Origin of the sequence: Streptomyces sp. NPDC019937, assembly GCF_040631655.1 — a bacterium.
Lineage (GTDB): Bacteria > Actinomycetota > Actinomycetes > Streptomycetales > Streptomycetaceae > Streptomyces.
This window is the reverse complement of record NZ_JBEYAL010000007.1, coordinates 111456-136438: the sequence shown is the minus strand read 5'-3', so window position 1 is coordinate 136438 and position 24983 is coordinate 111456. Positions and strand designations below refer to the sequence as shown.

Sequence of the window (24983 nt, the reverse complement as noted above, 5' to 3'; positions counted from 1 at the left end):
CTACCCTAGAGGGAGTTATCGCACAAGTGAACGCCGGGGGCGGGAAGCGGCCGGCTCAGGGCAGCACCCGGCACAGCGCCTCCAGGGCGCCCGCGAAGGCGTGATCGGGCGGCGTCCCATAGGCGAAGACCAGTGCGTCCGGCTCGGATCCGCCGCCCGCGGGCGCGCCCTCCTCGCGGTAGCGGTAGCGGTTCAGGCCCTCCATGGCCAGGCCCTGCCAGGCCGCGCCCTGGAGGACGGAGCGCACGGTGCCCGGCGGCAGTTCGAGCACCGCGTGCAGCCCGGCCGCGATGCCCGTGACCCGCACCTGCGGGGCGCGTTCGGCCAGCGCCGCCACCAGCTGGTCGCGGCGCCGCTGGTAGCGCAGCCGCATCCCGCGCACATGGCGGTCGTACGCGCCGGAGGCGATGAACTCCGCGAGCGTCAGCTGGTCCAGCGCGCCCGACTGCCACTCCCCCGTCCGCTTGACCGCCAGCAGCCGGTCCAGCAGATGGTCCGGCACCACCATCCAGGCCAGCCGCAGCGCGGGCGCCAGGCTCTTGCTCGCCGTGCCCAGATAGACCACCCGCTCGGGGTCCAGGCCCTGCAGCGCGCCCACCGGCTGGCGGTCGTAGCGGAATTCGCCGTCGTAGTCGTCCTCCAGCACCAGCCCGTCGGTCCGGGACGCCCACTCCACCACGGCGGCCCGCCGGTCGGGGTCCAGGGCCACGCCGGTGGGGAACTGGTGCGCCGGGGTGAGCAGCGCGGCCCGTACGTCGGTGAGGCGGTCCAGTTCGCCGGTGCGGGCGCCGCGCCCGTCGACCGGCAGCGGCACGGTGCGCAGTCCGCCGCGGCGCAGCACGTTCCAGTGGATGTCGAGGCCACAGGACTCGACGGCCAGCGCGCGGTGGCCGTCCCGGTGCAGTGTCCGGCTGAGCAGGGCGAGCCCCTGGATGAACCCGGCGCAGATCACGATGCGTTCGGGCGCGGCCCGCACCCCGCGGGCGCGCGCGAGATAGTCGGCCAGGACCCGGCGCAGTTCGGGCCGCCCGCTGGGGTGGCCGTAGTTGAAGGCGTCGCTGGGCGCGGCGGTCAGGGCGCGCCGGGCGGCGGACAGCCAGGCGGAGCGGGGGAAGGCGGAGACGTCGGGCGACCCGGCCCGCAGGTCGTACGCCGGGCGGGTGGCGGCCACGGCGGCGGCCGGCGGGGTGCGCGGCGGCGCGGGCTCGGGCGGGACGACGCGCCGGGCGACCCGGGTGCCGGAGCCCTGCCGGGCGGTGAGCCAGCCCTCGGCGACGAGGTCGCCGTAGGCGTCGGCCACCGTGTTGCGGGCGATGCCGAGGTCGGCGGCGAGCGAGCGGGAGGAGGGCAGCCGGGTGCCGGGGGCGAGCCGGCCGCTGCGTACGGCGTCGCGCAGGGAGCGGATGAGCGCGGCCCGCACCCCGCTGGTCCCGCCCCTCGGCAGGTCCAGATGCAGATCGGCGCCGAGGCCGTTCGCCGTCGCGGAGCGCGCCTCTCCGCGGTCGGAATTGGCCCACGAATCCTCCATGGAAGTGGACCATACCTCTGGGCTGGTCAGGTTCTAGCGTGGACCGCATGACGACGCATGAGAGCACCCATCAGCACGGTCCCCGGATGCGGTTCGCGCAGGCGGCCCCCGAGGTCTACAAGGCCATGATCCAGCTGGACGCGGCGGCCCGTAAGGGCCTGGAGCCCGCGCTGACGGAGCTGGTCAAGATCCGCGCTTCGCAGGTCAACCACTGTGCGTTCTGCATCGACATGCACATCAAGGACGCCCGGGCGGCGGGCGAGTCCGAGGAGCGGATCTACCTGCTCAACGCCTGGGAGGAGGCGGTCGGCGTCTACACCGAGAAGGAGCAGGCCGCGCTCGCCCTGACCGAGGCCGTCACCGTCCTGACCGACGGCTTCGTCCCGGACGAGGTGTACGAGCGGGCGGCCAAGCACTTCGAGGAGCAGGAGCTGGCCCAGCTCATCGCGCTGATCCTCACCATCAACGCCTGGAACCGGATCGGGGTGACCACCCGCCTGGTCCCGGGCTCCTACAAGCCGACCGCGGGCTGAGCACGAGGCTGAGGACGAGGCCGAGGACGAAGGGGGTCCCGATGACGACCAGTGCCACGACCACCCCGTACGAGCGGGGGGCCAGGGCGTTCCGGGCGATGCACCACGGCCGGGAGGCGGGGGCGCCGCTCGTGCTGCCCGGCTCCTGGGACGCCGGTTCGGCCCGCGCCTTCGCGGACGCGGGCTTCCCCGCGCTGGCGACGCCGAGCGCCGGGATCGCGGCGTCGCTGGGCTACCAGGACGGCCGGACACCGGCCGAGGAGATGTTCGCCGCGGTGGCCCGCATCGTCCGGGCCGTGGAGGTGCCGGTGTCGGCGGACCTGGAGAGCGGCTACGGCCTCGACGCCAAGGAGCTGGTCGAGCGGCTGCTGGAGACCGGGGCGGTGGGCTGCAACCTGGAGGACTCCGACGCGCGGACCAAGCAGCTGGCCGACCCGCGGGAACAGGCGGACCGGCTGGCGGCGGTGCGGGCCGAGGCGGGCGACGGTCTGGTGATCAACGCGAGGATCGACACCTTCGCCCGCGGGGAGTTCGCCCAGGGCGGGGCCGGCGACGCCGAGCGCGCGGCCGAGGCGGCCATCGAGCGCGGGCGGGCCTATGCGGCGGCGGGCGCGGACTGCGTCTACCCGATCTTTGCGCCCCCGGAGCTGCTGCCCCGGATCGCGGCCGCCGTCGGTGTGCCGGTCAACGCGTCGGCGTTCGCCCCGGACGGCCCCTCCCCCGCCGAGCTGGGCCGCCTCGGCGCCGCCCGGGTCACCTTCGGCCCCCGCCTCTTCCGCGAGACGATGGCCGCCGCCAAGGACCTCGCCCAACGGCTGGGCCCCGCGCCGTCCACTCCATGAGGGGGGACGAGACGGGGCCCGGGCCGGATGCGTCGTTCAGGGGGTGACCGCTAGCGCAGCCACTTCTTCCAGACGTCCGGATGCGCCGTGACCCACTTCTTGGCCGCGTCCTGCGCCGACAGCCCGTCCGAGGCGATCAGCTCGGACACCTGGTTCTGGTCCTTCTTGGTCCAGTGGAACTTCTTCAGGAAGGCGGCGGCCTTGCCACCCTGCTTCGCGAAGTCCGCGTTCAGGTACTTCTGCAGCGGCGTGGTCGGGTAGGCGCAGTCGATGGAGTCGGGGTTCTTCTCGCCCTCGGCGGCACACTTGTCGGTGTACTTGGGCAGCTTCACCTCGACCATCGGCACCTGGTTGAACAGCCACTGCGGCGTGTACCAGTACGTCAGGAAGGGCTTCTTCTGCTTGGCGAACTGCTTGATCTGGGTGATCTGGGCGGATTCCGAACCGGCGAAGACGATCGAATAGTTCAGCTTCAGGTTCTTCACCAGCGCCTTGTCGTTGGTGACATAGGACGGGGAACCGTCCAGCAGCTGGCCCTTCCCACCGCTTTCCGCGGTCTTGAAGGTCTTGGCGTACTTGTTGAGGTTCTTCCAGTTGAGGACGTCCGGATGCTTCTTGGCGAAGTACTTCGGCACCCACCAGCCGATGTGGCCGGTGACGCCGAGGCCGCCGCCCGAGGCGATCGTCTTCTTGTCCTTGACGTAGCGCTGTTCCTGCTCCGGGTGGCCCCAGTCCTCCAGGATCGCGTCCACCCGGCCCTGGCTGAGCGCGTCCCACGCCGGCACCTCGTCCACCTGGACGGTGTCGACGTGGTAGCCCAGCTCGTGCTCCAGCAGGTACTGGGCGACGGCCACGTTGGCCTGGGCGCCGACCCAGGACTGGACGGAGAGCGTCACGCTCTTCGCGCCGCCCACATTGGCGTACGGCGAGGACTGCTTGGACATGTCCGCCGCGCCGCAGCCGGTCGCGGTGAGCAGGGCCGTGACCCCGGTGGCGGCCATCAGCAGCTGACGGCGGCGCGCGTTACGGGCCGTAGCCATCTCAGGCCCCCTTCTTCTCGCGGCGTGCGGTCGGCTGGGTCACCCGGTCGAGCATCAGGCCCAGGCAGACGATCGCCGCGCCCGCCACCAGACCGGTCGCCAGGTCGCCCTGCGCCAAGCCGAACAGCACGTCGTAGCCGAGCGCGCCCGAACCGACCAGGCCGCCGATGACGACCACGGCCAGCACCAGCACCACACCCTGGTTGACGGCGAGCAGCAGCGCCGGGCGGGCCAGCGGAAGCTGGACCTGGCGCAGCTGCTGCCCCTGGGTGGCGCCGAGCGAGCGCGCCGACTCCAGCGCGGACGGGTCGACGTTCCGGATCCCCTGGGTGGTGATGCGGATGACGGCGGGCAGCGCGTAGACGATGGCCGCGGCCGCCGCCGGGGCGCGGCCGACGCCGAACAGCGCGACCACGGGGATCAGGTACACGAACTGCGGCATGGTCTGGCACACGTCCAGCACCGGTCGCAGCAGCCGCTCCAGCCGGGCGCTGCGCGCGGCCCAGATGCCGATCGCGAAGCCCAGCACCAGCGTGACGACGACGGCCGCCAGCACCTGGGAGAGGGTGTCCATGGACGACTGCCACACGCCGAGCACACCGATCGCGGCCATGGCGGCCGTGGCGGTCAGCGCGGTGGCCCAGGTGCCGATCAGCCAGGCCAGCGCCGCGACGATCAGCAGGATTCCGTACCACGGGATGCCCTGCAGCCCCTCGCGCAGCGGGTCGAGGATCCACTTGAGGTAGTTCGCGGCCCATTCGGCGGTGCCACCGACGACCGGCACACCCGTGTAGAGGTGGTCGACCATCCACTCCTTGAACTGGTTGACGGGCCCCTCGATGGCGACGGTCCAGCCGCCCGGCCAGGTCTGGGAGCCGGCCAGCCGTCCGGCGACGGCGATGACCGCGGTGATCACCGCGACGCCCGCCCACGCGGGCCAGCCGCGCAGCCACCGGGACCCGCCCTCGGCCGGGGGCGCGCCGAGCCGCTCGCCCGCCGACCCGATGGTGCGGTCCATCACGACGGCGAGGAGCACGATCGGGAGCCCCGCGGCGAGCGCCTTGCCGACGTCGACGGTCGACAGCGCCTGGTAGACGCGGTCACCGAGACCGCCGCCGCCGATCACGGACGCGATCACGGCCATGGACAGCGCCATCATGATCGTCTGGTTGATGCCCAGCAGCAGTTCCTTGCGGGCCAGCGGCAGCCGGGCGGACAGCAGCCGCTGCCGCCAGGTCGCGCCGAGCGAGGCCACGGCCTCCAGCACCCCGGCGTCCGCGCCGCGCAGGCCGAGGGCGGTGAGCCGGGCCATGGGCGGAGCCGCGTAGATCACGGTGGCCAGCACCGCGCCGGGCACACCGTTGCCGAAGATCATCACAACGGGCAGCAGGTACGCGAACGCGGGCAGCACCTGCATGGTGTCGAGGATGGGCCGCAGCGCCCGGAACGCCCGTTCCGAGAGCCCGCCGGCCAGGCCCAGCAGCCCGCCGACGACGACGGAGACGGTGACGGCGACCGCCATCAGCGCGAGCGTCTGCATCGTCGGCACCCACATGCCCAGGCCGCCGCAGACGGCCAGGGAGACGAGGGTCGTCACCGCGACCCGCACCCCGGCCGCCCGCCAGGCGAGCAGGGTCAGCCCGGCGGTGACACCGGCCCAGCCGAGGGCGAGCAGGGCGACGTAGACGGCCCGGACGCCGATGATGATGGCCTGGCTGATGTGGCCGAAGAAGTAGAGGAAGATCCAGTGGCTGTCGCGGTTGTCGAGGATCCAGTCGCTGGCCTTGCCCAGCGGCCCGGACACATCGACGGTCAGCGCGTGCGGCCAGCTCGCGCCGGCCCACTTGGCGTGGGCGAGCGGTATCAGCACGGCGGCGATCACGGCGAGCACCGCGAGCTTGCGGACGGTCCGGCTGCCGACGGCAGCGCGCAGGCGCGACGGGCGCGCCTCGTCCGCGGCGGTCGTGCCCGCGGACGGCCCGGTATCGGGGTCGGTACGGGGGCGGGTGGTCGTCGCGCTCACACGCGCCTCCCGGTGCCGCCCGGCGGGAAGAAGGTCGGGGGCGTGCTCATGCGGCGGCCGCCTCCTTCCCGTCCAGGCCCGCGACGACGCTGAGCAGGCAGGCGTGGTCGACGACGCCCAGGCAGCGGCCGCCGTCGACGACGCGCGCGGGGCCGCCGGAACGGGCCACGGCCTCGATCGCGTCGGCGACGGTGGTGCCCGGGGTCAGCGCGGGGCCGTCGTTCTTCTCGTCGGACTTCGCGGGCCGCATCGCGCGGCGCACGGTCAGCACCTGCTCGCGCGGCACATCGCGGACGAAGTCCCGTACGTAGTCGTCGGCCGGGGAGCCGACGATCTCCTCCGGGGTGCCGAGCTGCACGATCTCACCGTCGCGCATCAGCATGATGCGGTCGCCGAGCCGCAGCGCCTCGCTGAGGTCATGGGTGATGAACACCATCGTCCGGCCCTCGTCGTGGTGCAGCCGGATGACCTCCTCCTGCATGTCGCGGCGGATCAGCGGGTCGAGCGCGCTGAACGGCTCGTCGAACAGCAGCACCTCGGGGTCGACGGCGAGCGCCCGGGCCAGGCCCACGCGCTGCTGCTGACCACCGGAGAGCTGGCCGGGGCGGCGGCGCTCCAGACCGGTCAGGCCGACCTTCTCCACCATCTCGGCGGCCTTGGCGCGGCGCTCGGCCCGCCCGACGCCCTGGATCTCCAGGCCGTAGGCGATGTTGTCGAGGACGGAGCGGTGCGGCAGCAGGCCGAAGTGCTGGAAGACCATGGCGGCGCGGTGCCGGCGCAGATCACGCAGCCGGGACTTGTCCATGGCCATGACGTCCTCGCCGTCGATCTTCAGCGTCCCGGAGGTCGGCTCGATCAGACGGGTGAGGCAGCGCACCAGCGTGGACTTGCCAGAGCCGGACAGCCCCATCACCACGAACACCTCGCCCGGCTCGACGTCGAAGGAGACGTCCCGGACGGCGGCCGTGCAGCCGGTGCGGGCCCGCAGCTCCGCGGCGGGCAGCTCGGCCTCGGGCGAGCCGGGGACGCGCTCGGCCTTCGGGCCGAACACCTTCCACATGTCACGGACCGAGAACACCGGGGTGCGGTCGCCGGTCTCGGGGGTCTTGGGGGCGTCGGGCGTCTCGGGGACCAGGGTCGTAGCCATCACGCCTCACCTCCCGGAGCGAGCTGGGCGGCTCGTTCACGCGACCGGTACCGGACCTGATCACGCTCACCGACCAGCAGATCCGCGCACTTCTCGCCGACCATCAGCACTCCGATCATGGGGTTCACCGCGGGCATGGTCGGGAAGACGGACGCGTCCGCGATCCGGATGCCGGACAGGCCGCGGATGCGCAGATCGGGGCCGACCACGGCCAGCTCGTCGTTCGCGGCGCCCATCTTGCAGGTGCCCGCGGGGTGGTAGACGGTGTGCGCGACCTTGCGGGCGTACTCGCTGATGTCCTCGTCCGAGGTGACCTCCGGGCCCGGGCACACCTCGCGCTTGAGCCAGCCGGCCAGCGGCTCGGTCTTGGCGATCTCACGGGCGAGCCGGATGCCGTCGACCAGGGTGCGGCCGTCGTAGTCCTCCTCGTCCGTGAAGTAGCGGAAGTCCAGGGCGGGCTTGACCTCGGGGTCGGCGCTCGTCAGGTACAGCCGGCCGCGGCTGCGCGGCTTGGGGATGTTGGGGGTCATCGACACGCCGTGCTCGGGCTTCTCGTAGCCCAGCCGCTCCGGGTTGTCGGTGAACGGGATCTGGTAGAAGTGGAACATCAGATCCGGACCCTTGGACTCCGGGTCGCGGCGCACGAACAGGCCGGCGTCCGAGTCCATCGCGGAGTTGTCCGGGATCGGGCCGTCCGTCTCCCACACGATCACCGACTCCGGGTGGTCGAGCAGGTTCTCACCGACGCCCGGCAGATCGACCTTGACCGGTATGCCCAGCGCCTCCAGGTCGGCCTTGGGGCCGATGCCGGAGTGCATCAGCAGCCGCGGGGTGTCCACCGCGCCCGCGCAGACCAGCACCTCGGTCGTGGCCCGGACGAGGATCTCCTCGCCGTCCTTGGTGCGCACGTGCACACCGGTGGCCCGGCCGTCGTCGTCCAGCTCCAGCTTGTACGCCCAGGTCTCCAGCATGATGTGGAGGTTCGTCCGGTCCAGGAAGGGGTGCAGATAGGCGACCGAAGCGGAGGAGCGCTTGTTGTTCTCCGGGTGGTACGAGAGGTCGAAGAAGCCGACGCCCTCGTGGAACGGCTGCTTGTTGAAGCCCTCGACGCGCGGCACGTCGGCGGCGGCCTGGGCGGCCTCCACGAAGTCCCGGGCGATCGCGTTCCGGTCCTTCTCGTCGACCGCCACGATGTTGTTGCGCAGCTTGTGGAAGTACGGGTCCATCGAGGCGGCGTCCCAGCCCTCGGCGCCCGCCTCGGCCCACTCGTCCCAGTCGCCCGGCAGCGGTTTGAACGAGATCAGCGTGTTGTGCGAGGAGCAGCCGCCGAGCACCCGGGCGCGGCTGTGCCGGATGTGCGAGTTGCCGCGCGGCTGCTCGACCGTGGGGTAGTCGTAGTCCAGGTCCCCGCCGAGCAGCCCCAGCCAGCGGCGCAGGGTGAGGACGTCGGGGCGGTCGATGTCGGTGGGGCCGCCTTCGATGACGGCGACGCGGACATCGGGGTCCTCGGTGAGCCGGGAGGCGATCACCGATCCTGCGGTGCCTCCGCCGATGACGACGTAATCGTATGCGTCAGGTACGGGCATGGTGGGGGTTACTCCTCGCGGTCTTCCGGTCTTCCGGGGCGGCCCACACAGGTGCGGGCCGGGGGCCGTCCCCGGAGGGGATGGGGGTTACGGACGAAGGGGGAGAAGACGCCGGGCGCCGTCACCGGACGCGACGGGGTCCGGGCCCGGCGGGAGGTCCGGGCCCGGCCGTGCCGCCCCGGGCGGGGGCCGGCGGTGGGGCGTCAGCCGCCGAACCAGCGCACCGGGCTGGGCCGCAGGTTCTCGTAGACATGCTTGGTCTCGCGGTACTCGTCCAGGCCCGCCGGGCCCAGCTCACGTCCGACGCCGGACTTGCCGAAGCCGCCCCATTCGGCCTGCGGGAGGTAGGGGTGGAAGTCGTTGATCCATACGGTGCCGTGGCGCAGCCGCGCGGCGACCCGGCGGGCGCGCGCGGTGTCGGACGACCAGACCGCGCCGGCCAGGCCGTACTCGGTGTCATTGGCGAGAGCCACGGCCTCATCTTCGGTGCTGAACGTCTCCACCGAAAGGATCGGGCCGAACGTTTCTTCACGCACGACGCGCATCTCGCGATGGCACTGGTCGAGCACGGTCGGCAGATAGAAGTAGCCGGTGGCGGGGCGGACGTCGGACGGCTCGGGCTGCTTGCCCCCGCAGCGCAGCACCGCGCCCTCCTCCAGGGCGGACGCCACGTACGCCTGGGTCTTGGCGAGCTGCTGGGCCGAGACGAGCGGACCGCACTCGACGCCCTCTTCGGTGCCGCGGCCCAGCTTGATCTTTTCGGCGCGGCTGACCAGCTCGGCGACGAACCGCTCGCGCACCGACTCCTCGATGATCAGCCGGGCGCCGGCCGAGCAGACCTGTCCGCTGTGGATGAAGGCGGCGTTCAGCGCCTGGTCGACGGCGGTGTCGAAGCCCTCGTCGGTGGCGCAGGCGTCGGCGAAGACGACGTTCGGGTTCTTGCCGCCCAGCTCCAGGGCGACCTTCTTCACGCTCGGCGCGGCGGCCTGGGCCACCTTGGTGCCGCTGATCAGGCCGCCGGTGAAGGACACCAGGTCCACATCCGGGTGCTCGGACATCCGGGCGCCGACCGGGTCGCCGGCGCCGGTCACCAGGTTGGCCACACCGTTCGGCAGGCCCGCCTCGACCAGCAGCTTCACCAGGTGGACGGTGGACAGCGGGGTCACTTCGCTGGGCTTGATCACGAAGGTGTTGCCCGCCGCGAGCGCCGGGGCCACCTTCCAGCTGGCCTGCAGCAGCGGGTAGTTCCAGGGGGTGATCATCGCGCAGACGCCGACCGGCTCGTGCACCACGACGCTGTGCACATCGGGGCTACCCGCGTCGACCACCCGGCCGGCGGACTCGCCCGCGACCAGCTCGGCGAAGTAGCGGAAGGCGTTGGTCACGTCGTCGACGTCGACCCGGCCCTCCTCCAGGGTCTTGCCGGTGTCGCGGCTCTCCAGGAGCGCGATCTCCTCACGGTCGCGCTGGAGCAGATCGGCGACGCGCCGCAGCAGCGCCGCCCGCTCGGCGACGGGGGTGTGCGGCCAGGGGCCGCTGTCGAAGGCGCGGCGCGCGGCGGCGATGGCCGCGTCGGTGTCCTCGGCGCCGCCCTCGGCCACGACCGCGAGCGTCTTGGCGTCCGCGGGGTCGAGAACCTCCCGCTGCGCGCTGGATGCGGCTGCCCGCCACACCCCGTCCACATGAATGGTCTCGACTGCCGACACGTCTACTCTGCCCTTCCCGTATTGCGAACGTTCCCGCTGGCCACGCCAGCAACAAGGACCCCTTACCGGAAGCGTCAAACGTATGCGCAATTTTTCGTTGAAAGTGGCCCGGCTCACGCGAGGCGGGAGGGCACGGGAGCTACGAAGCGGTGCAGTAGGCGGTGGGGCAGAAGGTCTTCAGCACGGTGTCGTGGAGCGACTGCTCCTCGGCCCGGTCGCCGGCGGGACCGATGATCAGCACCGCGTACATGGTGCCGTTCTGCGCGGCGAAGCGGCGGTCGAGTATGCGGCGGGCGCCGGACTGCTTGCTCTGGTACGTGTACTCCAGCTGGGCCGGGTCCATGGCGGCCGCGCCGAGCTGGGCGAGGGTGATCTGCTCGTAGTCGCGGCTGCGGGACGCCAGCCGCTCGGCCTCCTGCGCCGACTCGTACGGCGTGGCCTCGGGGCCGTGCAGCTCGAACACCTGGATCCGGGTGGAGTCGTCGGGCGAGGTGTAGAAGACGCTCGGGCCCTCCACCGTCCGCCGCCATCCGTCGGGGACGGCGAGGTCGAAGCCCTTCGGGTCCCGCGCGGTGCTGAACCCCGAGGGCGGTGCGGAGCCCGTCAGGGACGGGAACGCCGACGGGGACGCGGACGGCGCCCCGGACGGGTCCGCCGAGGGCAGACCGGACGGCGCGGCGCTCGGCACTCCGGACGGCAGATCCGTGGGCGCCCCGGTCTCAGGCGCGGGATAGACATCGCTGGGCGCGGTGGCCTTCGCGGTCGCCGAGGGCACGGGGGTCCCGCGGTCCCAGGGCAGCGGGCCCGCCTGGTCCCGGGCCGTCCCGTCACCGCCGAATGCCACCCAGCCGGAGAACGCGATCCCCGCGGTCAGGAACACCGTGACCGCCACGGCCTGCAGCACCCGCCGCGTCTCGGCCCCCGATCCGGCCCCCCGTCCAGTGCCGGATCCAGTACCGGGTGCATCGCCCGGCTGCGCCGCCGGGCCTTCGCCGAGGTCCCACTGGCGGGTCTCCCACTGCTGCGTGTCCCCCGGCCCCCGATATTCCCCCGGCCCCCGATACTCCTCCGGGCCCCGATACTCCTCCGGGCCCCACTGCTCCTCGGGCCCGCGCGGCCCCTCCGAGCCCCCGTCAGTCATGCCCGCCCCCCTAAACCGTATTCTTCTACCGATAAGAAGAGTTAACCGCGTTAGCCGACATATGGGTACCCACTACGCCCATCCCGACCCCGCTCAGGTGGCCGGGCAGTACGTGGTGGGGCAGAAGGCGCCCAACGCGACGCGCTGCACCTCCACCTGACGCGGCCACTCCTTGGACGGGCCCGCCACCAGCACCGCGTACTGCACCCCGTCCGGCCCGGTGAACGCACGGTCGATGACGCGGCGCGGACCGTACTTCGGGCTGCGATAGCCGTACTCCAGCTCCGCGTCCGCGCCGTCGCCCGGGCCGAGCCGCTTCAGCCCGTACCGCTTGTAGTCGGGGTTCTTCTTGAGGTTGGTCTCGGCCTGCTTCAGCGCCTCGTACGGGGTGACCTGAGGGCTGGTCAGCGCGAAGACCTGGATCAGCCGGCTCGCGTCGGACGACTCGTAGAAGACGCCCGTATCGCGCTTGACGCGCTGCCAGCCCACCGGGACGTCCAGCCTGAACCCCTCCGGATCGATGGTGCGCTCATACCCCTGCGGTGGCCCGCTGCCCGCGGCGACCGAATCGGACGGCGACGCGGACGGCTCCGCCGACGACGGCACACCATCGGACGGCGACGGCGAGCCGCCGTCCCAGCCGGACGAGGTCGCGCTGGGGCCGCCGTCCCCCTGCGCCGTGTCGTCACCGCTGCCCGACAGCAGATGCCAGGTGCCGACGCCTATGCCGCCGATGAGCACGACGGCCAGCACCACGAGCAGCACCGGCCCCCGGTGCGGGCTCGGCGGCCGTCTGCCCGGGGCGGGCGGCTCGGCGCCCTCCCCCACCCAGCGCTGCGCGGCCTCGTCCCAGTGCGGGCCGCGCTCGTCGCTCGGCGCGCTCATCTCAGCCGCCCAGCAGCGCGCCGACCGCCTGGCCGACGGCAACGCCCGACGCCAGCATGCCGATACCGGCACCGGCGTCCTGCAGCAGCACCCGGAGCCGGGCGAGCCGGCCCGCCCCGGCCCGGCCGGTGCGCTGGATCTCGTCCTGGGTGCCGGCCAGTTCGTCCGACAGCGCGCTGACCTCGGGGCCGGCCACCAGCCGCTCCAGGTCGGCGGAGAGCTGCCGGACGGCGCTCAGCAACTCCTCGTACGCCGGGTCGCAGCCGGTGCCGCCCTGCGACCCGTTCACGATGTGGTTGTGGTCGCCGATGCCGACGACTCCGCCGCGCACATTGCCGATGCGGATGTCCCCGAACCGCCGCCCGCCTTGGCCTCCGGCCGCACCCGCGCCGCTTCCCTGGTCCCGCTCCTCGTCCCGTGCCTCGTCCCGCTCAGCCCTCGCCATGGCCGCCTCCCCCTCCGTTGCCCCTGGTATTGCTGACCGTGTTGTGGTCGCCGACGGTGATGGCGCTGTCCTGCGCGGACTCGATGAAGATGCCGCCACCGCTCACGTTGATGATCTTCTGCTCGAACTCGCCGGTCTCCCATCCGGCTTCGTCCAGCGCCTGCCGCACCCCGTTGGCCACCCGGTCCTCGACGCTCTTCAGATAGCGGCTGACGTCCATCTCCTGGAAGAGCGAGGCGCTGCCGTCGCTGCCCAGCTCGCGCACGGACCTCCAGGGCCCGTCGGGGATGGCCGCGGCATAGGCGCCCGTGTACATCCGCACGAAGAAGGCGATCATCCGGAAGCCGTGGATCAGCACGCGGCCCGCGGCCGTGGGCGTCCGGGCCAGCGCCCACAGCACCTTGCCCGGCAGCCCGCCGCGGCGGTGGGAGTCGGTGAGCCGGTCGATCGCGCGGAAGTCCGGGCGGATCGGGCGCAGCACATGGGGTGCGAACTCCACCATCAGCATGCCGCCTTGGGTGTGCACCCGGACGAAGACGGTGGTGACGACCTCCTCCCGCCAGGCACCGACCCGGATGCGCAGGAAGTGCCGCCGGACCTCGCCGCCCTCCTCGACCGCCTCGGCCCGCTCCCGCTCGAAGTGCGCCTCGCCGTGCGGCGCGAGGGAGCGGCTGCGCAACCCGGTGGCCTTCACGAACACGCACTCGTCCAGCTCCAGACCGCGCAGCCGGTCCCGGACCTCGACCGACTGCCTCGGCACCGAGGCGCTCCGGGCGGGGTCCCGGGCCGGGGGCCGGGCGGACGGGGTGCGCAGATTCTCCACCAGCGGCCGGATCCGCTCCAGGATCACCCGGTTGTCCAGCGGCACCGCCGTGCGGCCCTCGCGCGGCCGCAGCTCGACCGCGAGCGTCCAGGTGGCGTGCGCGGTGCCCGCCCCGAGAAAGGGGTGCTGATCGTGGTAGAGGATCACGGGCGCGTGCTGCTCGCGCCGGATCAACTCCCGCACCCGCCGCAGGCGGGCGCTGCCGGAGCGCTCGGCCGGGTCGTCGTCCGGAGCGGCGAAGGTCCGCGGATCGAGGTCGGTGGACAGCACCCGGGCCACGTGCTCGCGGTGCAGGGCGACCGCCGCGGCCATCGCGGCGGGGATCAGCAGCGCGGCCCAGGCGGCACCGGCGCCCGCCCCGGCCGTCAGCCCCTGCAGCACGTCGCTCTCCAGGGCGCTCGGATCCGGCTCGTCCCCGAGGACCAGCTCCAGCGCGGAGATCACATAGGCGATCAGCAGCAGCACTCCGGCCACCCGCAGGACGGCGGCCAGCCGCCTCCGGCCGGGCGCGATCCCGTCGGAGCCCGGATAGTCGGCGCGGAAGGGGCCCGAGGCGCCGCCCCTGGCCCACGTCGCCAGCAGCAACAGCCCGCAGGACAGCAGGAAGACGGGGAAGAAGCCCTTGGCCAGCAGCGCGTGCAGCAGCCAGAGCCCGATCAACAGCAGGATCCAGCCCGCCTCCAGACGGCGGGCGCGCAGCGCGTGGGCGAGCACCCTGGCGGCGTCGATGCCCAGCGACGGCGCCACCACGCGCTCCTCGTGGACCAACAGCTCGTCCACGACCGTGTCCCGGAAATCGTCGTCCAGATACGCACCCGCGCACAGCAAACGCGTGGCTTCACTGGCTGCGTGGCCGGAAGCGTGACTGGAAGCGTGATCACTGCGACTGCCTGAGCCCATGCTCTCCCCCCGAGGCCGGCGTCAACCCCTCTAACGGTAGGAGAAGGTGGGGCGCAAGGACAGGGAATAGCCGAAGGGCCACTCTCCGGAGTGAATAACGGAGGGTGACCCTTCGGAAGGTGCGGTGGCGCGTCAGATGAGGCCCAGACCGCGCACGGCCTCGCGCTCCTCCTCCAGCTCCTTCACCGACGCGTCGATGCGGGCGCGGGAGAAGTCGTTGATCTCCAGACCCTGGACGATCTCGTACTTGCCGTCCTTGGTGGTGACCGGGAACGACGAGATCAGGCCCTCCGGGACGCCGTACGAGCCGTCCGACGGGATGCCCATGGAGGTCCAGTCGCCCGCCGCGGTGCCGTTGACCCAGGTGTGGACGTGGTCGATGGCGGCGTTGGCGGCGGAGGCGGCCGAGGACGCGCCCCGGGCCTCGATGATCGCGGCGCCGCGCTTGGCGACGGTCGGGATGAAGGTGTCGGCCAGCCACTGCTCGTCGTTGACGACCTCGGCGGCGTTCTTGCCCGCGACCTCGGCGTGGAAGACGTCCGGGTACTGGGTGGCGGAGTGGTTGCCCCAGATCGTGAGCTTCTTGATCTCGCCGACCGGCACCCCGGTCTTCTGGGCGAGCTGCGACAGGGCGCGGTTGTGGTCCAGGCGCGTCATCGCGGTGAAGCGGTCGCCCGGTACGTCCGGGGCGGCGGCCTGGGCGATCAGGGCGTTGGTGTTGGCCGGGTTGCCCACGACCAGGACCTTGATGTCGTCCGCCGCGTGGTCGTTGATGGCCTTGCCCTGCGGCTTGAAGATGCCGCCGTTGGCCTCCAGCAGGTCGCCGCGCTCCATGCCCTTGGTGCGCGGGCGGGCGCCGACCAGCAGCGCGACGTTGGCACCGTCGAAGGCGACGTTCGGGTCGTCGGAGATGTCCACGCCGCGCAGCAGCGGGAACGCGCAGTCGTCCAGCTCCATCGCGGTGCCCTCGGCGGCCTTCAGCCCCTGGGGGATCTCCAGAAGTCGCAGTTTGACCGGCACATCCGCGCCGAGGAGCTGACCGGAGGCGATGCGGAAGAGCAGCGCGTAGCCGATCTGGCCGGCCGCGCCGGTGACGGTGACATTGACGGGAGTGCGGGTCATGGCGGTCTCCTGCGCTGTGTTGTCCGAGATCTCTTGGTGTCGAGATACCGGCGTCAGGCTATCCGACGGCGCCGCGCTCGCATCCCCGGGTCTCTGTGTCGCTGCTCACCGGCACGCCCCGGCGGCCGCCTGCCAGGAGGGGGAGTACAGGCGGCCGCCCGGTGCCGCACCCGTGGGGGGGCTCGGCGTGCGCATGCCCCGATTCCCCGGGGTCATTCCCTCCGGTCCGAAAATTCCCCCGAACGGGTCCGCGGCGGGGCCGCCGCCCCGGCCGTTCACCCCTGAGGGGCGCCCTGGGCACGCCCTGAGCCGTGCCCGGGACCGTGGCCCTACGGAGCGCCCTGGCGCGCCGTGCAGCCGCTTTGTCCGCCGGTGAGGGTCGCGCACGCGGTGGCCCGCGAGGTGGCGTCCGCCGTGACCATCCCGGTGTACGCGTCGCCGTCCGCGTCCACCGTGCCGCGCTCGGTACGGTCCGGCCCGCCGCGCTCGGCGGAGGCGGTGACCTTCAGCAGGTCACCGGGGGCCGCCTGGGCGATGCGGGCCCACACGGCGCCGCAGACCTTGCTGTAGCGGACCTCGACGTACGCGGTCCCGACCATCGCGTCCGCGGTCGTCCTGGCGTGCTCGCCGCCGCACCCCATGGCCTCCGGATCCTTGCCCGCGCAGCCGTTCCCGGAGCACTTCACCCCGGCCGGGAGCCGGGAGGCGGTGGTGGCGGGGGCCTTGGCCGGCTGCTGGGCCCGCTTCCGGCCGTCGTCGCCCTGGCCGGTCAGGAGCACGGCGCCGGCCACGATCAGCAGCGTGCCGACGACGCCCGCGGCGAACAGCGCGATACGGCGCCGGGGCCGCCCGGCGGGACGCGGCGAGCCCGGCTCGTCGGCCACGGGCGGTGCGGGCTGTGCGGGCGGCGCCGGCGGCGCTTTCGATGCCGGGGGTGCGAGCGAGGCGGGTGGTGTGGGTGTCGCGTCCGGTACGGGCAGCGTGGGCCACGCGGGCGATGACGCCGCCGGGGCGGACTCCACCAGTGGGTGTTCGGGTCCGGGCACATCAACGCCCTGGACGCTCTGGCCGCTCCGGACGTCCGGGGAGGCGGCCGGGCGGGACTTCTCCGGCTTGCGCCCGTTCTTCTTCGCCGCCGGCGGCGGCGCGAACGCCTCCAGCGCGGCCCGCGCCCGGTCGACCCTGATCGCCTCCATCGTGACGTCGTGCCGCGCCTCGGCGCGGCTCCAGGCCCGCTCCGCCAGCTCCCACAGGGTGCCGAGGTGATCCGCGTCCGCACCCGTCGCCTCGGCCAGCGCCTCCACCGCGCCCTGCGGCGGCAGGAGTCTGCCGCCGAGGTAGCGCTCCCAGGAGGTCTTGCTGTAGCCCGTGCGGTCGGCGATGGCCACGACGCTCATCCCGCTGTGGTCGACGAGCCCGCGTAACTGCCCGGTGAACTCCCGCACCCGCGGGTCGAGTTCCTCGGGCAGGTCCCTCCAACGAGGCATGTGCCTCCCCCTGTCCCCCCGTACGTACCTGGTGGTTCCCCTTGTTCCGGTCCCTCTGCCGGCGTCCCGGGCGTCGATCTGACTACCCAAAGAGATGCCTTGCCCCAGGATCTCAGCTCCTCCGGCGGGGGCGCATCGGAGCATTTCGGACCCACGAGCGCACCCCGGCCGCGTCCGTTCGTCGTTGCGCAGCCGATACCTCGTTGCGGAACGGTCACTTCCGAGCCACAGGCCGTCGACGTCCATTGATCCCGCACAGCTGACACACAACCCTGATCACCAGGCGGTCCGTCCTTCTTCGGGGGAGAGGGCGGACCGCCGCCGGGGCGCGGGAGGGACGCGAACAAGCCAACGGCGGCCCGTCCTCCCGCGGGGGGTGAGGACGGGCCGCCGTTCGGTTGGCGGCCGCGCGGAGGGCGCGGACCAGGGGGTGCCTTCCGGATCATGCCGGGCTCGCGGGCCCTGGCACGCACGCTCGCCGCGTTGTCGTCGTCGCACGCAGCGCCGCTGCGCTCTCCTCCTCCGCCTTGCGATCGCACGCGCCCCCAGCTACCGCTGGGAGGTGCCCCCTGACCCCGCTCCCTGATCCGGCCTGATCCGAAAGACGCCCCCTAGCGGACCGTGAAGTGCACCACGTCCTGGAGGAACGGGAGCTTGATCCAGGGGTCCGGCTGGACCATCAGCGACAGCAGCACGATCACCGCGCCGAGCCCGCCGTACGTCAGCAGGTCGGTGAAGCGCGACCGTACGGCCAGCATCCCGACCTCCGGCAGCGCCCACCGCAGCGCCGCGCCCGCCAGCAGGGACAGCCCGATCAGCGCCGTGCCCAGCCGGAATCCGTCCAGCGCGACGATCAGCAGCCCCAGCGCGACGCCACCCACCACCGCCAGGAACGGCCACTGCCGGGCGGTCGCCGGGGCGCTGCCGGGCGCGGCCCGGCCGCCGCCCTGCGGACGCGCGGTGTCCCGGGTGATCAGCGGGAAGCGGCGGGACTTGCGGAGCAGCAGCCCGGGCAGCTCCCCGACCGTCGGCTTGCCCGCCGGGGCCCGGCCGCCCGCCGGAGCCTGATCAGCGGTCTCCTGATCGGCCGCCTTCTGATCAGCCGTCTTCTGATCGGCCGTCTTCTGATCAGCGGTCTCGTGACCGGCCCCGGGCGTGCCGGCCGCGGGCTCTCCGCTCGCCTCAGCCGTCATGACCGGCACCGCCGTCGGCGGCCGCCTTCGCGTCCCGCTCCGCGGCCTCCACGACGTTGACCAGCAGCTGAGCGCGCGTCATCGGGCCGACGCCGCCCGGGTTCGGCGAGATCCAGGCCGCGACCTCGGTCACATCGGGGTGCACATCCCCGGCGATCTTGCCGTGCTCGTCCCGGCTGACGCCCACGTCGAGCACCGCGGCGCCCGGCTTGACGTCCTCCGCCTTCACCAGGTGCCGCACCCCGGCGGCGGCCACGATGATGTCGGCCTGGCGCAGCTGCGCGGACAGGTCGCGGGTGCCGGTGTGGCACAGGGTGACCGTCGCGTTCTCGGAGCGGCGGGTGAGCAGCAGCCCGATCGACCGGCCCACGGTGATGCCGCGGCCGACGACCACCACATGCGCGCCGTTGATCTCCACGCCGTGGTGGCGCAGCAGCTGGATGATGCCCTGCGGGGTGCACGGCAGCGGCGCGGTCTCGTTCAGCACCAGCTTGCCGAGGCTCATCGGGTGCAGCCCGTCGGCGTCCTTGGCCGGGTCGATCAGCTCCAGCACCCGGTTGGTGTCGATGCCCTTGGGCAGCGGCAGCTGGACGATGTAGCCCGTGCAGGACGGGTCCTCGTTCAGCTCGCGGACCGCCGCCTCGATCTCCTCCTGGGTGGCGGTGTCGGGCAGGTCGCGGCGGATGGAGGCGATGCCCACCTGCGCGCAGTCGCGGTGCTTGCCCGCGACGTACCACTTGCTGCCCGGGTCGTCGCCGACGAGCAGGGTTCCGAGGCCGGGATGGACGCCCTTGGCCTTCAGCGCCTCCACGCGGCTGACGAGATCGGACTTGATCGCGGCGGCGGTTGCCTTGCCATCGAGAATCTGGGCGGTCATGGCTTCATCCTCCCGGATGCGGGGACATCGATTCCACTCAGGGCCCTTCGGGGGCGCGGAGCGGGAGTGGGCGGCGGAGGCCGCACCCCAGGGTCTCGGGGTGCGGCCTCCGGTGTCGTACGTCGCGCGGGGCGGGTCAGTGGAAGAAGTGCCGCGTACCGGTGAAGTACATGGTCACGCCCGCCTTCTCGGCCGCCTCGATCACCTGCTCGTCGCGGACCGAGCCGCCCGGCTGCACCACGGCCCTGACGCCCGCCTCGGCCAGCACCTCGAAGCCGTCCGGGAACGGGAAGAAGGCGTCGGAGGCGGCGTACGAACCGGCCGCCCGCTCCTCGCCCGCCCGGGCCACGGCCAGCTTCGCCGAGTCGACGCGGTTGACCTGGCCCATGCCGACGCCGACCGTGGCGTTGTCCTTGGCGAGCAGGATCGCGTTGGACTTGACCGCCCGGCAGGCGCGCCAGGCGAAGGCCAGCTCGGCGAGGCCGTCGGCGTCCAGCGCCTCACCGGTCGCCAGGGTCCAGTGGGCCGGGTCGTCGCCCTCGGCCTGGAACCGGTCCTTCGCCTGGACCAGGGTGCCGCCCTCGATGGGACGCTGCTCGGTGACGGCCGCGGGGGCGTCGGCGCAGCGCAGCACGCGGATGTTCTTCTTGCGGGCCAGCACCTCGACCGCGCCGTCCTCGTACGCGGGGGCGACGATGACCTCGGTGAAGATCTCGGCCACCTGCTCCGCCATGGCGACCGTCACGGGACGGTTGACGGCGATCACGCCGCCGAACGCCGACAGCGAATCGCACGCGTGCGCCTTGCGGTGCGCTTCGGCGACGTCCGCGCCGGTCGCGATCCCGCAGGGGTTGGCGTGCTTGATGATCGCGACGCACGGGTCGGTGTGGTCGTGGGCGGCGCGCCGGGCGGCCTCGGTGTCGACGTAGTTGTTGTACGACATCTCCTTGCCGTGCAGCTGCTCCGCGTGCGCGAGACCCGTGCCGCTGCCGTCGCTGTAGAGCGCGGCGGGCTGGTGCGGGTTCTCGCCGTAGCGCAGGACCTGCTTCCGGGTGAAGGTCGCGCCGGTGAAGTCCGGCCAGTCGCCCTCGTCGGCCGCGTAGCCCTCCGCGAACCAGTTGGCCACGGCCACGTCGTACGCCGCGGTGTGCTGGAACGCCTCGGCCGCCAGGCGCTTGCGCCGCTCCAGGTCGAAGCCGCCGTCGGCGGCGGCCTTGAGGACGTCCCCGTAGGCGGCCGGGTTGACGACGACCGCCACGGAGGGGTGGTTCTTGGCGGCGGCGCGGACCATCGACGGGCCGCCGATGTCGATCTGCTCGACGCACTCGTCGGGCGAGGCGCCCGAGGCGACCGTCTCGCGGAACGGGTAGAGGTTCACGACGACCAGCTCGAACGGCTCGACGCCCAGCTCGGCGAGCTGATCGCGGTGCGCGTCGAGGCGCTGGTCGGCGAGGATGCCCGCGTGGACGCGCGGGTGCAGGGTCTTGACGCGTCCGTCCAGACACTCCGGGAAGCCGGTCAGCTCCTCGACCTTGGTCACCGGAACGCCCGCCGCCGCGATCTTCGCGGCCGTCGAGCCGGTCGAGACGAGCTGGACACCCGCCGCGTGCAGCCCTTGGGCCAGCTCCTCAAGACCCGTCTTGTCGTACACGCTGACCAGCGCGCGGCGGATGGGCCGCTTGGTACCTTCGGCGGTCACGGGATCCTTACCTTTCGTCCCTCAATGCGGTAGCCGTGACGGGCCAGACGCCCCACGACCTCGACGAGCAGCGAGCGCTCGACTTCCTTGATCCGCTCATGCAGAGCGGACTCGTCGTCCTCGTCCCGTACCTCGACCACGCCCTGGGCGATGATCGGGCCGGTGTCGACTCCGTCGTCGACGAAGTGGACGGTGCACCCGGTCGCCTTCACGCCGTACGCGAGCGCGTCGCGCACCCCGTGGGCACCGGGAAAGCTGGGCAGCAGGGCCGGGTGGGTGTTGACACACCGGCCGCCGAAACGGGCCAGGAACTCCTTGCCCAGGATCTTCATGAACCCCGCCGAGACCACCAGGTCCGGTGCGTACGCGGCCGTCTCCCGCGCCAGCGCCGCGTCCCACTCGGCGCGGCTCGCGTAGTCCTTGACGCGGCAGACGAAGGTGGGGATGCCGGCGCGCTCGGCGCGCTCCAGACCGGCGATGTCGCCGCGGTCGGCGCCGACGGCCACGACCTGGGCGCCGTACGCCGCAGCGCCGTCGTCGGCGATGGCGTCGAGGAGCGCCTGCAGGTTCGTACCGGAGCCGGAGACGAGAACGACGAGGCGGGCAGGGGACCCGGAACGGGCGGGGAGGGGCGGGGAGGCCACGGCGGGGCTCTTTCTCGCGGGCGGTGCTGCCGTTTGTGTGGTCGTACAAGGTCATGGCCCGTGGAATTCGGGGAACTCTACGAAGCCGCCGACCGTCAGCAACGATACCGGCACACGAAGCGGCCCCCGGGGGACGGGGGCGGGCACGGGAGGTAGCGTCTGGACTGCGAATCCAACTGACGCCGTGGGAAAGACCGTCGCGCCCGCCCCGGCCGAGCCGTGCGGCAGGAGCCGTAACCGGACCGGGTGTGCAGGACGACGACACAAGGGGAAGACACATTCCAGATGCCGGACCGACGCCGCCGCGCGGCACCTCACCTCACTCCGACCCCCACTCGCACCGGGGGGCGGCGATGAGGCGCGCCCGCACGTCGCGTACGACGCCGCTGCTGCGCGAGCAGCAGTCACCGTCGTCCTCCTCGTCCCCCTCGTCCTCCTCCGCCTCGCCCGGGGACCAGCACGGCCCCGGGGACCGGCACGGCGAGGAACGGCACGAGGACAATCCGTTCGCGCCGCCGCCCGAGGGCAGGCCGGACCAGCCCTGGCAGCCCCGGCACCGGCCCGACGACGGCAATGACGGCAGGAGCGGAGACGGCGAGGACAACGGCGCCGGGCGGGGCTCCCAGGACGATCAGCGGCAGCAGCCCCCGGCCTGGGGCAGCCAGTGGAGCAGCCGCCAGCCCGGCCGCCAGAGCGGCGGCTTCGGCAGCGGCCCCGGCGCCGGCGGCAACCGCCCGCCCGGCCCCGGCGGCCAGGGCGGCGGACCGGCCGGTCCGCGCGGCTGGGACCCCACCGACCCGGCCCAGCGGCGCGCCCGGTACGCACTGCTGGCGGGCATGTGGGCGTTCTTCTTCGCCCTGTTCAGCCTGGCGCAGATCGCGCTGCTGCTCGGCGTGCTCGCCCTGTACTGGGGCATCAGCTCGCTCCGGGCCAAGCCGCGCCGTACCGCCACGGCCTCGTCCGCCGCGGTGACCGGCGGCTCGGCGAACGCCCCGCGGGGCGCCCCGCCCCCGCCGCCCGGCGCCACTCCGGCCCGGCTGCCCGCGCCCGGCTCCGGCTCGTCGAAGCCGCAGTCGACGGCGGCGATCAGTGGTCTGGTGACGGGCGGGCTCGCGCTCGCCATCGTGGCGGCGACGTTCAGCTTCCAGATCGTCTACAAGGACTACTACACCTGTGTGAACGACGCCCTCACCCAGACCTCGCGGCACGCCTGCGAGACCGAGCTGCCCAAGGAGCTGCGGCCCCTCCTGAGCACCGGCGAATAGCGCACCGACGCACAGCACAGCGCAGCGCAGCACACCGACAGCGCGCCGCGGGGCGCCGCCCCGGACTGGGTGCGGCGCCCCGGCTCACGGCGGCTCGGCCTACGAGGTCTCCTCCGGACCGTCCGGCTTCCGGTGCGGGGGCGGCGTCCGCGGGTCCACCGGGCTCACCGGGCTCACCGGGCTCACCGGGCTCACCGGGCCCATCGGACCCAGCTGACCCATCGGGCCCATCGGCCCCATCGATCCGGTCGCGCCCACCATGCCGCCCATGAAGTCGGCCATGGTGCCCGCCCCCATGCCGGTGCCGACCCCGGAGCCGAGACCCGGGCTCGTCGCCGGGTCCGGGGCGCGCTCCGGCCGGCGCTTCCGCTTGCCGCCCCGGCGCGGGCCCGGCTTCAGCCACTGCCACCAGGGCTCGGCCATGGCCTTCCGCAGGTCGATCGGCTCGGCCTGCGGCTCCGGCTTCGGCTTCGGCTCCAGCGCCACCCGGGCCAGCGCCTCCTCGTGGGCCGCTCGCTGCTTCGCCCGCGCCTCCGCCCGGGCCCGGGCCTTCGCCGCGCGGGCCGCCTTCCACTCCGCCCAGGTCGACCGGGAGGGGACGTACAGCCGCACCCAGCGCACCACCAGCGCGCCGGGCACCGCGATCGACCCGGTCCAGATGAGCGTGGCCGTGCCGGTGCGCCACCAGTCGGGGCCGAGGTCGGCGAGGATGCCCACGCCCAGCGGCCCGCCCGATACGGCGGCCAGCAGCGCCATCACGGCCGCGCAGCCGATCGCCGCGAGCGCCGCCAGCACCGCGGTCTCGCCCCAGCCCCACGCGGGCAGGGGCGCGCCCCTGCCGGGCCGCCGGGCCGCCGCGACCGCCGTCAGCCACGCCACCGACGCCCCCGCCAGGGCCCCGACCAGCCAGTTCAGCGGCCAGTGCGGGCCCTCCGCGGGCAGCGCCGAGACCAGGGGGAAGTGCGGCAGCTGGGGGTAGGAGGTGACGCCGAGCGGGGCGACCACATTGCCGCCGCCGGCCGTGAAACCGGCGCCGATGCCGTACGCCGCGCCCCACACGATGGCGTTCGGCAGCAGCGCCAGGCTGATCAGCAGCACCGCGAAGCGGCCCTGCCATACGTTGCTGAGCTGGAGGAACGCCAGCTGTACGGAGCCGGTGTGGCTCAGCATCGAGACCGCGGTGAGCAGGGCGCCGCTGCCGAGCAGCACCAGGAGCCCGCTGGCGCCGGCGCGGCACGCGGCGAGCAGCCGCCGCCGTCGGCACCAGCTTCCGCGCAGCCACGACGCGCAGGTGACGACGCCCGCCGCCAGCCGGGGGGCGCCGGGGATCCGGTCCAGCGCCGCCTTCGCCCGCGCGGGCAGCCGTACCGGGAACCGGCCGTCGGCGACCCATACGCCGAGGGCGGCGACGGCCGCCGCGACGAGTGGCAGATGCCACGCGGCGCTGAGCGGGTCGATGCGCAGCGGCCCGGCCGTGGCGTACACCACGGCCGCCGTGCCGACGAGCAGATAGCCGCCCGTCACCCAGCCGAAGGTGATACGGGGGTCGACGACGGAGTCCTCGGGCACCCACTGCCCCTCGGCCTCCTCCGCCTGGCCCTGGTAGACCGCGTGCTGCGCGGCGCGGTAGAGCAGCCAGCAGGGCAGCGCGCTGATGAGCAGCGGGGTCAGCCCGACGGGCGCCGGATGCCCGGCCAGCGTCTCGGTCCGTACGAGGTCGGCGCCGTGCCCGAGGAGCCATAGGTCGGCGGCGATGTGCAGCGCCCCGTCGGGGCTGCTCTCAGGGGACGATGAGGTGATCCACAGCAGCAGGACGACGACGGCGAGCGTGCCCAGCCCGAGCCCCGCGGCCACCACGCCGCCGAGGAACGCTTCCCTGGCGACGGAGGGGTGCTGGAGCCCGGCGCTGCCGCGTGAGGACACCGATGGACTGCGATCGGTCGTTTGGGTCACGGGCCCATGCTGCCAATAACAGTCGTTTCATCCGTACATCAAGCGATTGGTCGCGTGTCGGGCCTAATCGGCTTATGTACCTTTTGTGGAGCGGCGTCCCACGGCCACGGAAGCCGCCCGGGAGCGAAAAAGGCGCGGGCCCGT

20 protein-coding genes are annotated in these 24983 nt (G+C 73.1%); 3 read left to right on the top strand and 17 right to left on the bottom strand.

What is annotated here, in order from left to right:
* Positions 1-55: 55 nt before the first annotated feature.
* Positions 56-1528: a PLP-dependent aminotransferase family protein gene (locus tag ABZ562_RS08975; RefSeq protein ID WP_361475768.1), complete on the bottom strand. Its 1473-nt coding sequence runs from the start codon at positions 1526-1528 to the stop codon at positions 56-58.
* Between the two features lie 47 nt (positions 1529-1575).
* Here ABZ562_RS08975 and ABZ562_RS08970 point away from each other — a divergent pair, with 47 nt between their 5' ends.
* Both ABZ562_RS08970 and ABZ562_RS08965 read left to right on the top strand, forming a co-directional pair.
* Entirely contained in the window at positions 1576-2061 is a 486-nt protein-coding gene (locus tag ABZ562_RS08970) for a carboxymuconolactone decarboxylase family protein (protein WP_055547265.1), read from the top strand.
* Between the two features lie 41 nt (positions 2062-2102).
* Positions 2103-2903 (top strand): isocitrate lyase/phosphoenolpyruvate mutase family protein, encoded by an 801-nt coding sequence (locus ABZ562_RS08965; RefSeq protein WP_361475765.1) that lies wholly within the window; start codon positions 2103-2105, stop codon positions 2901-2903.
* 50 nt (positions 2904-2953) lie between these two features.
* Here the strand turns inward: ABZ562_RS08965 and ABZ562_RS08960 are convergent, their stop codons facing one another.
* From ABZ562_RS08960 to purN, 15 genes are all read right to left on the bottom strand, one after another.
* On the bottom strand, positions 2954-3943 hold the full coding sequence (locus ABZ562_RS08960; RefSeq protein ID WP_361475763.1) for an ABC transporter substrate-binding protein: 990 nt from the start codon (positions 3941-3943) through the stop codon (positions 2954-2956).
* A gap of 1 nt (position 3944) precedes the next feature.
* Complete coding sequence (locus tag ABZ562_RS08955; RefSeq protein ID WP_361476015.1) at positions 3945-5876, bottom strand: ABC transporter permease subunit; 1932 nt, start codon at positions 5874-5876, stop codon at positions 3945-3947.
* Between the two features lie 136 nt (positions 5877-6012).
* Positions 6013-7026, bottom strand: coding sequence for a glycine betaine/L-proline ABC transporter ATP-binding protein (locus tag ABZ562_RS08950; RefSeq protein WP_361476013.1), 1014 nt, complete (start codon positions 7024-7026; stop codon positions 6013-6015).
* Positions 7027-7112: 86 nt separating this feature from the next.
* Entirely contained in the window at positions 7113-8699 is a 1587-nt protein-coding gene (locus ABZ562_RS08945) for a GMC oxidoreductase (protein ID WP_361475761.1), read from the bottom strand.
* 203 nt (positions 8700-8902) lie between these two features.
* Positions 8903-10405 carry an aldehyde dehydrogenase family protein gene (locus tag ABZ562_RS08940; RefSeq protein WP_361475759.1) on the bottom strand — a complete coding sequence of 501 codons (1503 nt, stop codon included), beginning with the start codon at positions 10403-10405 and terminating at the stop codon, positions 8903-8905.
* 139 nt (positions 10406-10544) lie between these two features.
* Complete coding sequence (locus ABZ562_RS08935; protein WP_361475757.1) at positions 10545-11309, bottom strand: serine/arginine repetitive matrix protein 2; 765 nt, start codon at positions 11307-11309, stop codon at positions 10545-10547.
* Positions 11310-11639: 330 nt separating this feature from the next.
* Positions 11640-12431, bottom strand: a complete 792-nt coding sequence (locus tag ABZ562_RS08930) for a hypothetical protein (RefSeq protein WP_361475755.1) — start codon at positions 12429-12431, stop codon at positions 11640-11642.
* Position 12432: 1 nt separating this feature from the next.
* Positions 12433-12876, bottom strand: coding sequence for a hypothetical protein (locus ABZ562_RS08925; RefSeq protein ID WP_361475753.1), 444 nt, complete (start codon positions 12874-12876; stop codon positions 12433-12435).
* Positions 12863-14479: a hypothetical protein gene (locus tag ABZ562_RS08920; protein ID WP_361475751.1), complete on the bottom strand. Its 1617-nt coding sequence runs from the start codon at positions 14477-14479 to the stop codon at positions 12863-12865. The genes ABZ562_RS08925 and ABZ562_RS08920 overlap by 14 nt, the downstream gene beginning before the upstream one ends.
* 252 nt (positions 14480-14731) lie before the next feature.
* A complete protein-coding gene (locus ABZ562_RS08915) occupies positions 14732-15721 on the bottom strand; it encodes a malate dehydrogenase (protein WP_361475749.1) in 990 nt (329 codons plus the stop codon).
* A 329-nt stretch (positions 15722-16050) separates the two neighbouring features.
* Positions 16051-17208: a DUF2690 domain-containing protein gene (locus tag ABZ562_RS08910; RefSeq protein WP_361475747.1), complete on the bottom strand. Its 1158-nt coding sequence runs from the start codon at positions 17206-17208 to the stop codon at positions 16051-16053.
* A gap of 611 nt (positions 17209-17819) precedes the next feature.
* Positions 17820-18401, bottom strand: a complete 582-nt coding sequence (locus ABZ562_RS08905; protein WP_361475745.1) for a DUF3017 domain-containing protein — start codon at positions 18399-18401, stop codon at positions 17820-17822.
* Positions 18391-19278, bottom strand: coding sequence for a bifunctional methylenetetrahydrofolate dehydrogenase/methenyltetrahydrofolate cyclohydrolase (locus ABZ562_RS08900; protein ID WP_361475743.1), 888 nt, complete (start codon positions 19276-19278; stop codon positions 18391-18393). Before ABZ562_RS08900 ends, ABZ562_RS08905 begins: the two co-directional genes overlap by 11 nt.
* A 136-nt stretch (positions 19279-19414) precedes the next feature.
* Positions 19415-20977: a bifunctional phosphoribosylaminoimidazolecarboxamide formyltransferase/IMP cyclohydrolase gene (gene purH / locus ABZ562_RS08895; protein WP_361475741.1), complete on the bottom strand. Its 1563-nt coding sequence runs from the start codon at positions 20975-20977 to the stop codon at positions 19415-19417.
* A complete protein-coding gene (gene purN / locus ABZ562_RS08890; RefSeq protein WP_361475739.1) occupies positions 20974-21621 on the bottom strand; it encodes a phosphoribosylglycinamide formyltransferase in 648 nt (215 codons plus the stop codon). Before purN ends, purH begins: the two co-directional genes overlap by 4 nt.
* Positions 21622-21974: 353 nt before the next feature.
* Between purN and ABZ562_RS08885 the strand changes: the two genes are divergently transcribed.
* Positions 21975-22886 (top strand): hypothetical protein, encoded by a 912-nt coding sequence (locus ABZ562_RS08885; RefSeq protein WP_361475737.1) that lies wholly within the window; start codon positions 21975-21977, stop codon positions 22884-22886.
* Between the two features lie 99 nt (positions 22887-22985).
* On the opposite strand, the gene ABZ562_RS08880 is transcribed toward ABZ562_RS08885, so the two are convergent.
* Positions 22986-24839, bottom strand: coding sequence for a DUF6350 family protein (locus ABZ562_RS08880; RefSeq protein ID WP_361475735.1), 1854 nt, complete (start codon positions 24837-24839; stop codon positions 22986-22988).
* Positions 24840-24983 lie beyond the last annotated feature (144 nt).

Coding starts and splice junctions, on each gene's coding strand:
- ABZ562_RS08915 (WP_361475749.1), bottom strand. CDS start 15,721: ATGACCCGCACTCCCGTCAATGTCACCGTCACCGGCGCGGCCGGCCAG.
- ABZ562_RS08930 (WP_361475755.1), bottom strand. CDS start 12,431: ATGAGCGCGCCGAGCGACGAGCGCGGCCCGCACTGGGACGAGGCCGCG.
- ABZ562_RS08885 (WP_361475737.1), top strand. CDS start 21,975: ATGAGGCGCGCCCGCACGTCGCGTACGACGCCGCTGCTGCGCGAGCAG.
- ABZ562_RS08945 (WP_361475761.1), bottom strand. CDS start 8,699: ATGCCCGTACCTGACGCATACGATTACGTCGTCATCGGCGGAGGCACC.
- ABZ562_RS08975 (WP_361475768.1), bottom strand. CDS start 1,528: ATGGAGGATTCGTGGGCCAATTCCGACCGCGGAGAGGCGCGCTCCGCG.
- ABZ562_RS08960 (WP_361475763.1), bottom strand. CDS start 3,943: ATGGCTACGGCCCGTAACGCGCGCCGCCGTCAGCTGCTGATGGCCGCC.
- ABZ562_RS08900 (WP_361475743.1), bottom strand. CDS start 19,278: ATGACCGCCCAGATTCTCGATGGCAAGGCAACCGCCGCCGCGATCAAG.
- ABZ562_RS08905 (WP_361475745.1), bottom strand. CDS start 18,401: ATGACGGCTGAGGCGAGCGGAGAGCCCGCGGCCGGCACGCCCGGGGCC.
- ABZ562_RS08965 (WP_361475765.1), top strand. CDS start 2,103: ATGACGACCAGTGCCACGACCACCCCGTACGAGCGGGGGGCCAGGGCG.
- ABZ562_RS08970 (WP_055547265.1), top strand. CDS start 1,576: ATGACGACGCATGAGAGCACCCATCAGCACGGTCCCCGGATGCGGTTC.
- ABZ562_RS08925 (WP_361475753.1), bottom strand. CDS start 12,876: ATGGCGAGGGCTGAGCGGGACGAGGCACGGGACGAGGAGCGGGACCAG.
- ABZ562_RS08950 (WP_361476013.1), bottom strand. CDS start 7,026: ATGTGGAAGGTGTTCGGCCCGAAGGCCGAGCGCGTCCCCGGCTCGCCC.
- ABZ562_RS08910 (WP_361475747.1), bottom strand. CDS start 17,208: ATGCCTCGTTGGAGGGACCTGCCCGAGGAACTCGACCCGCGGGTGCGG.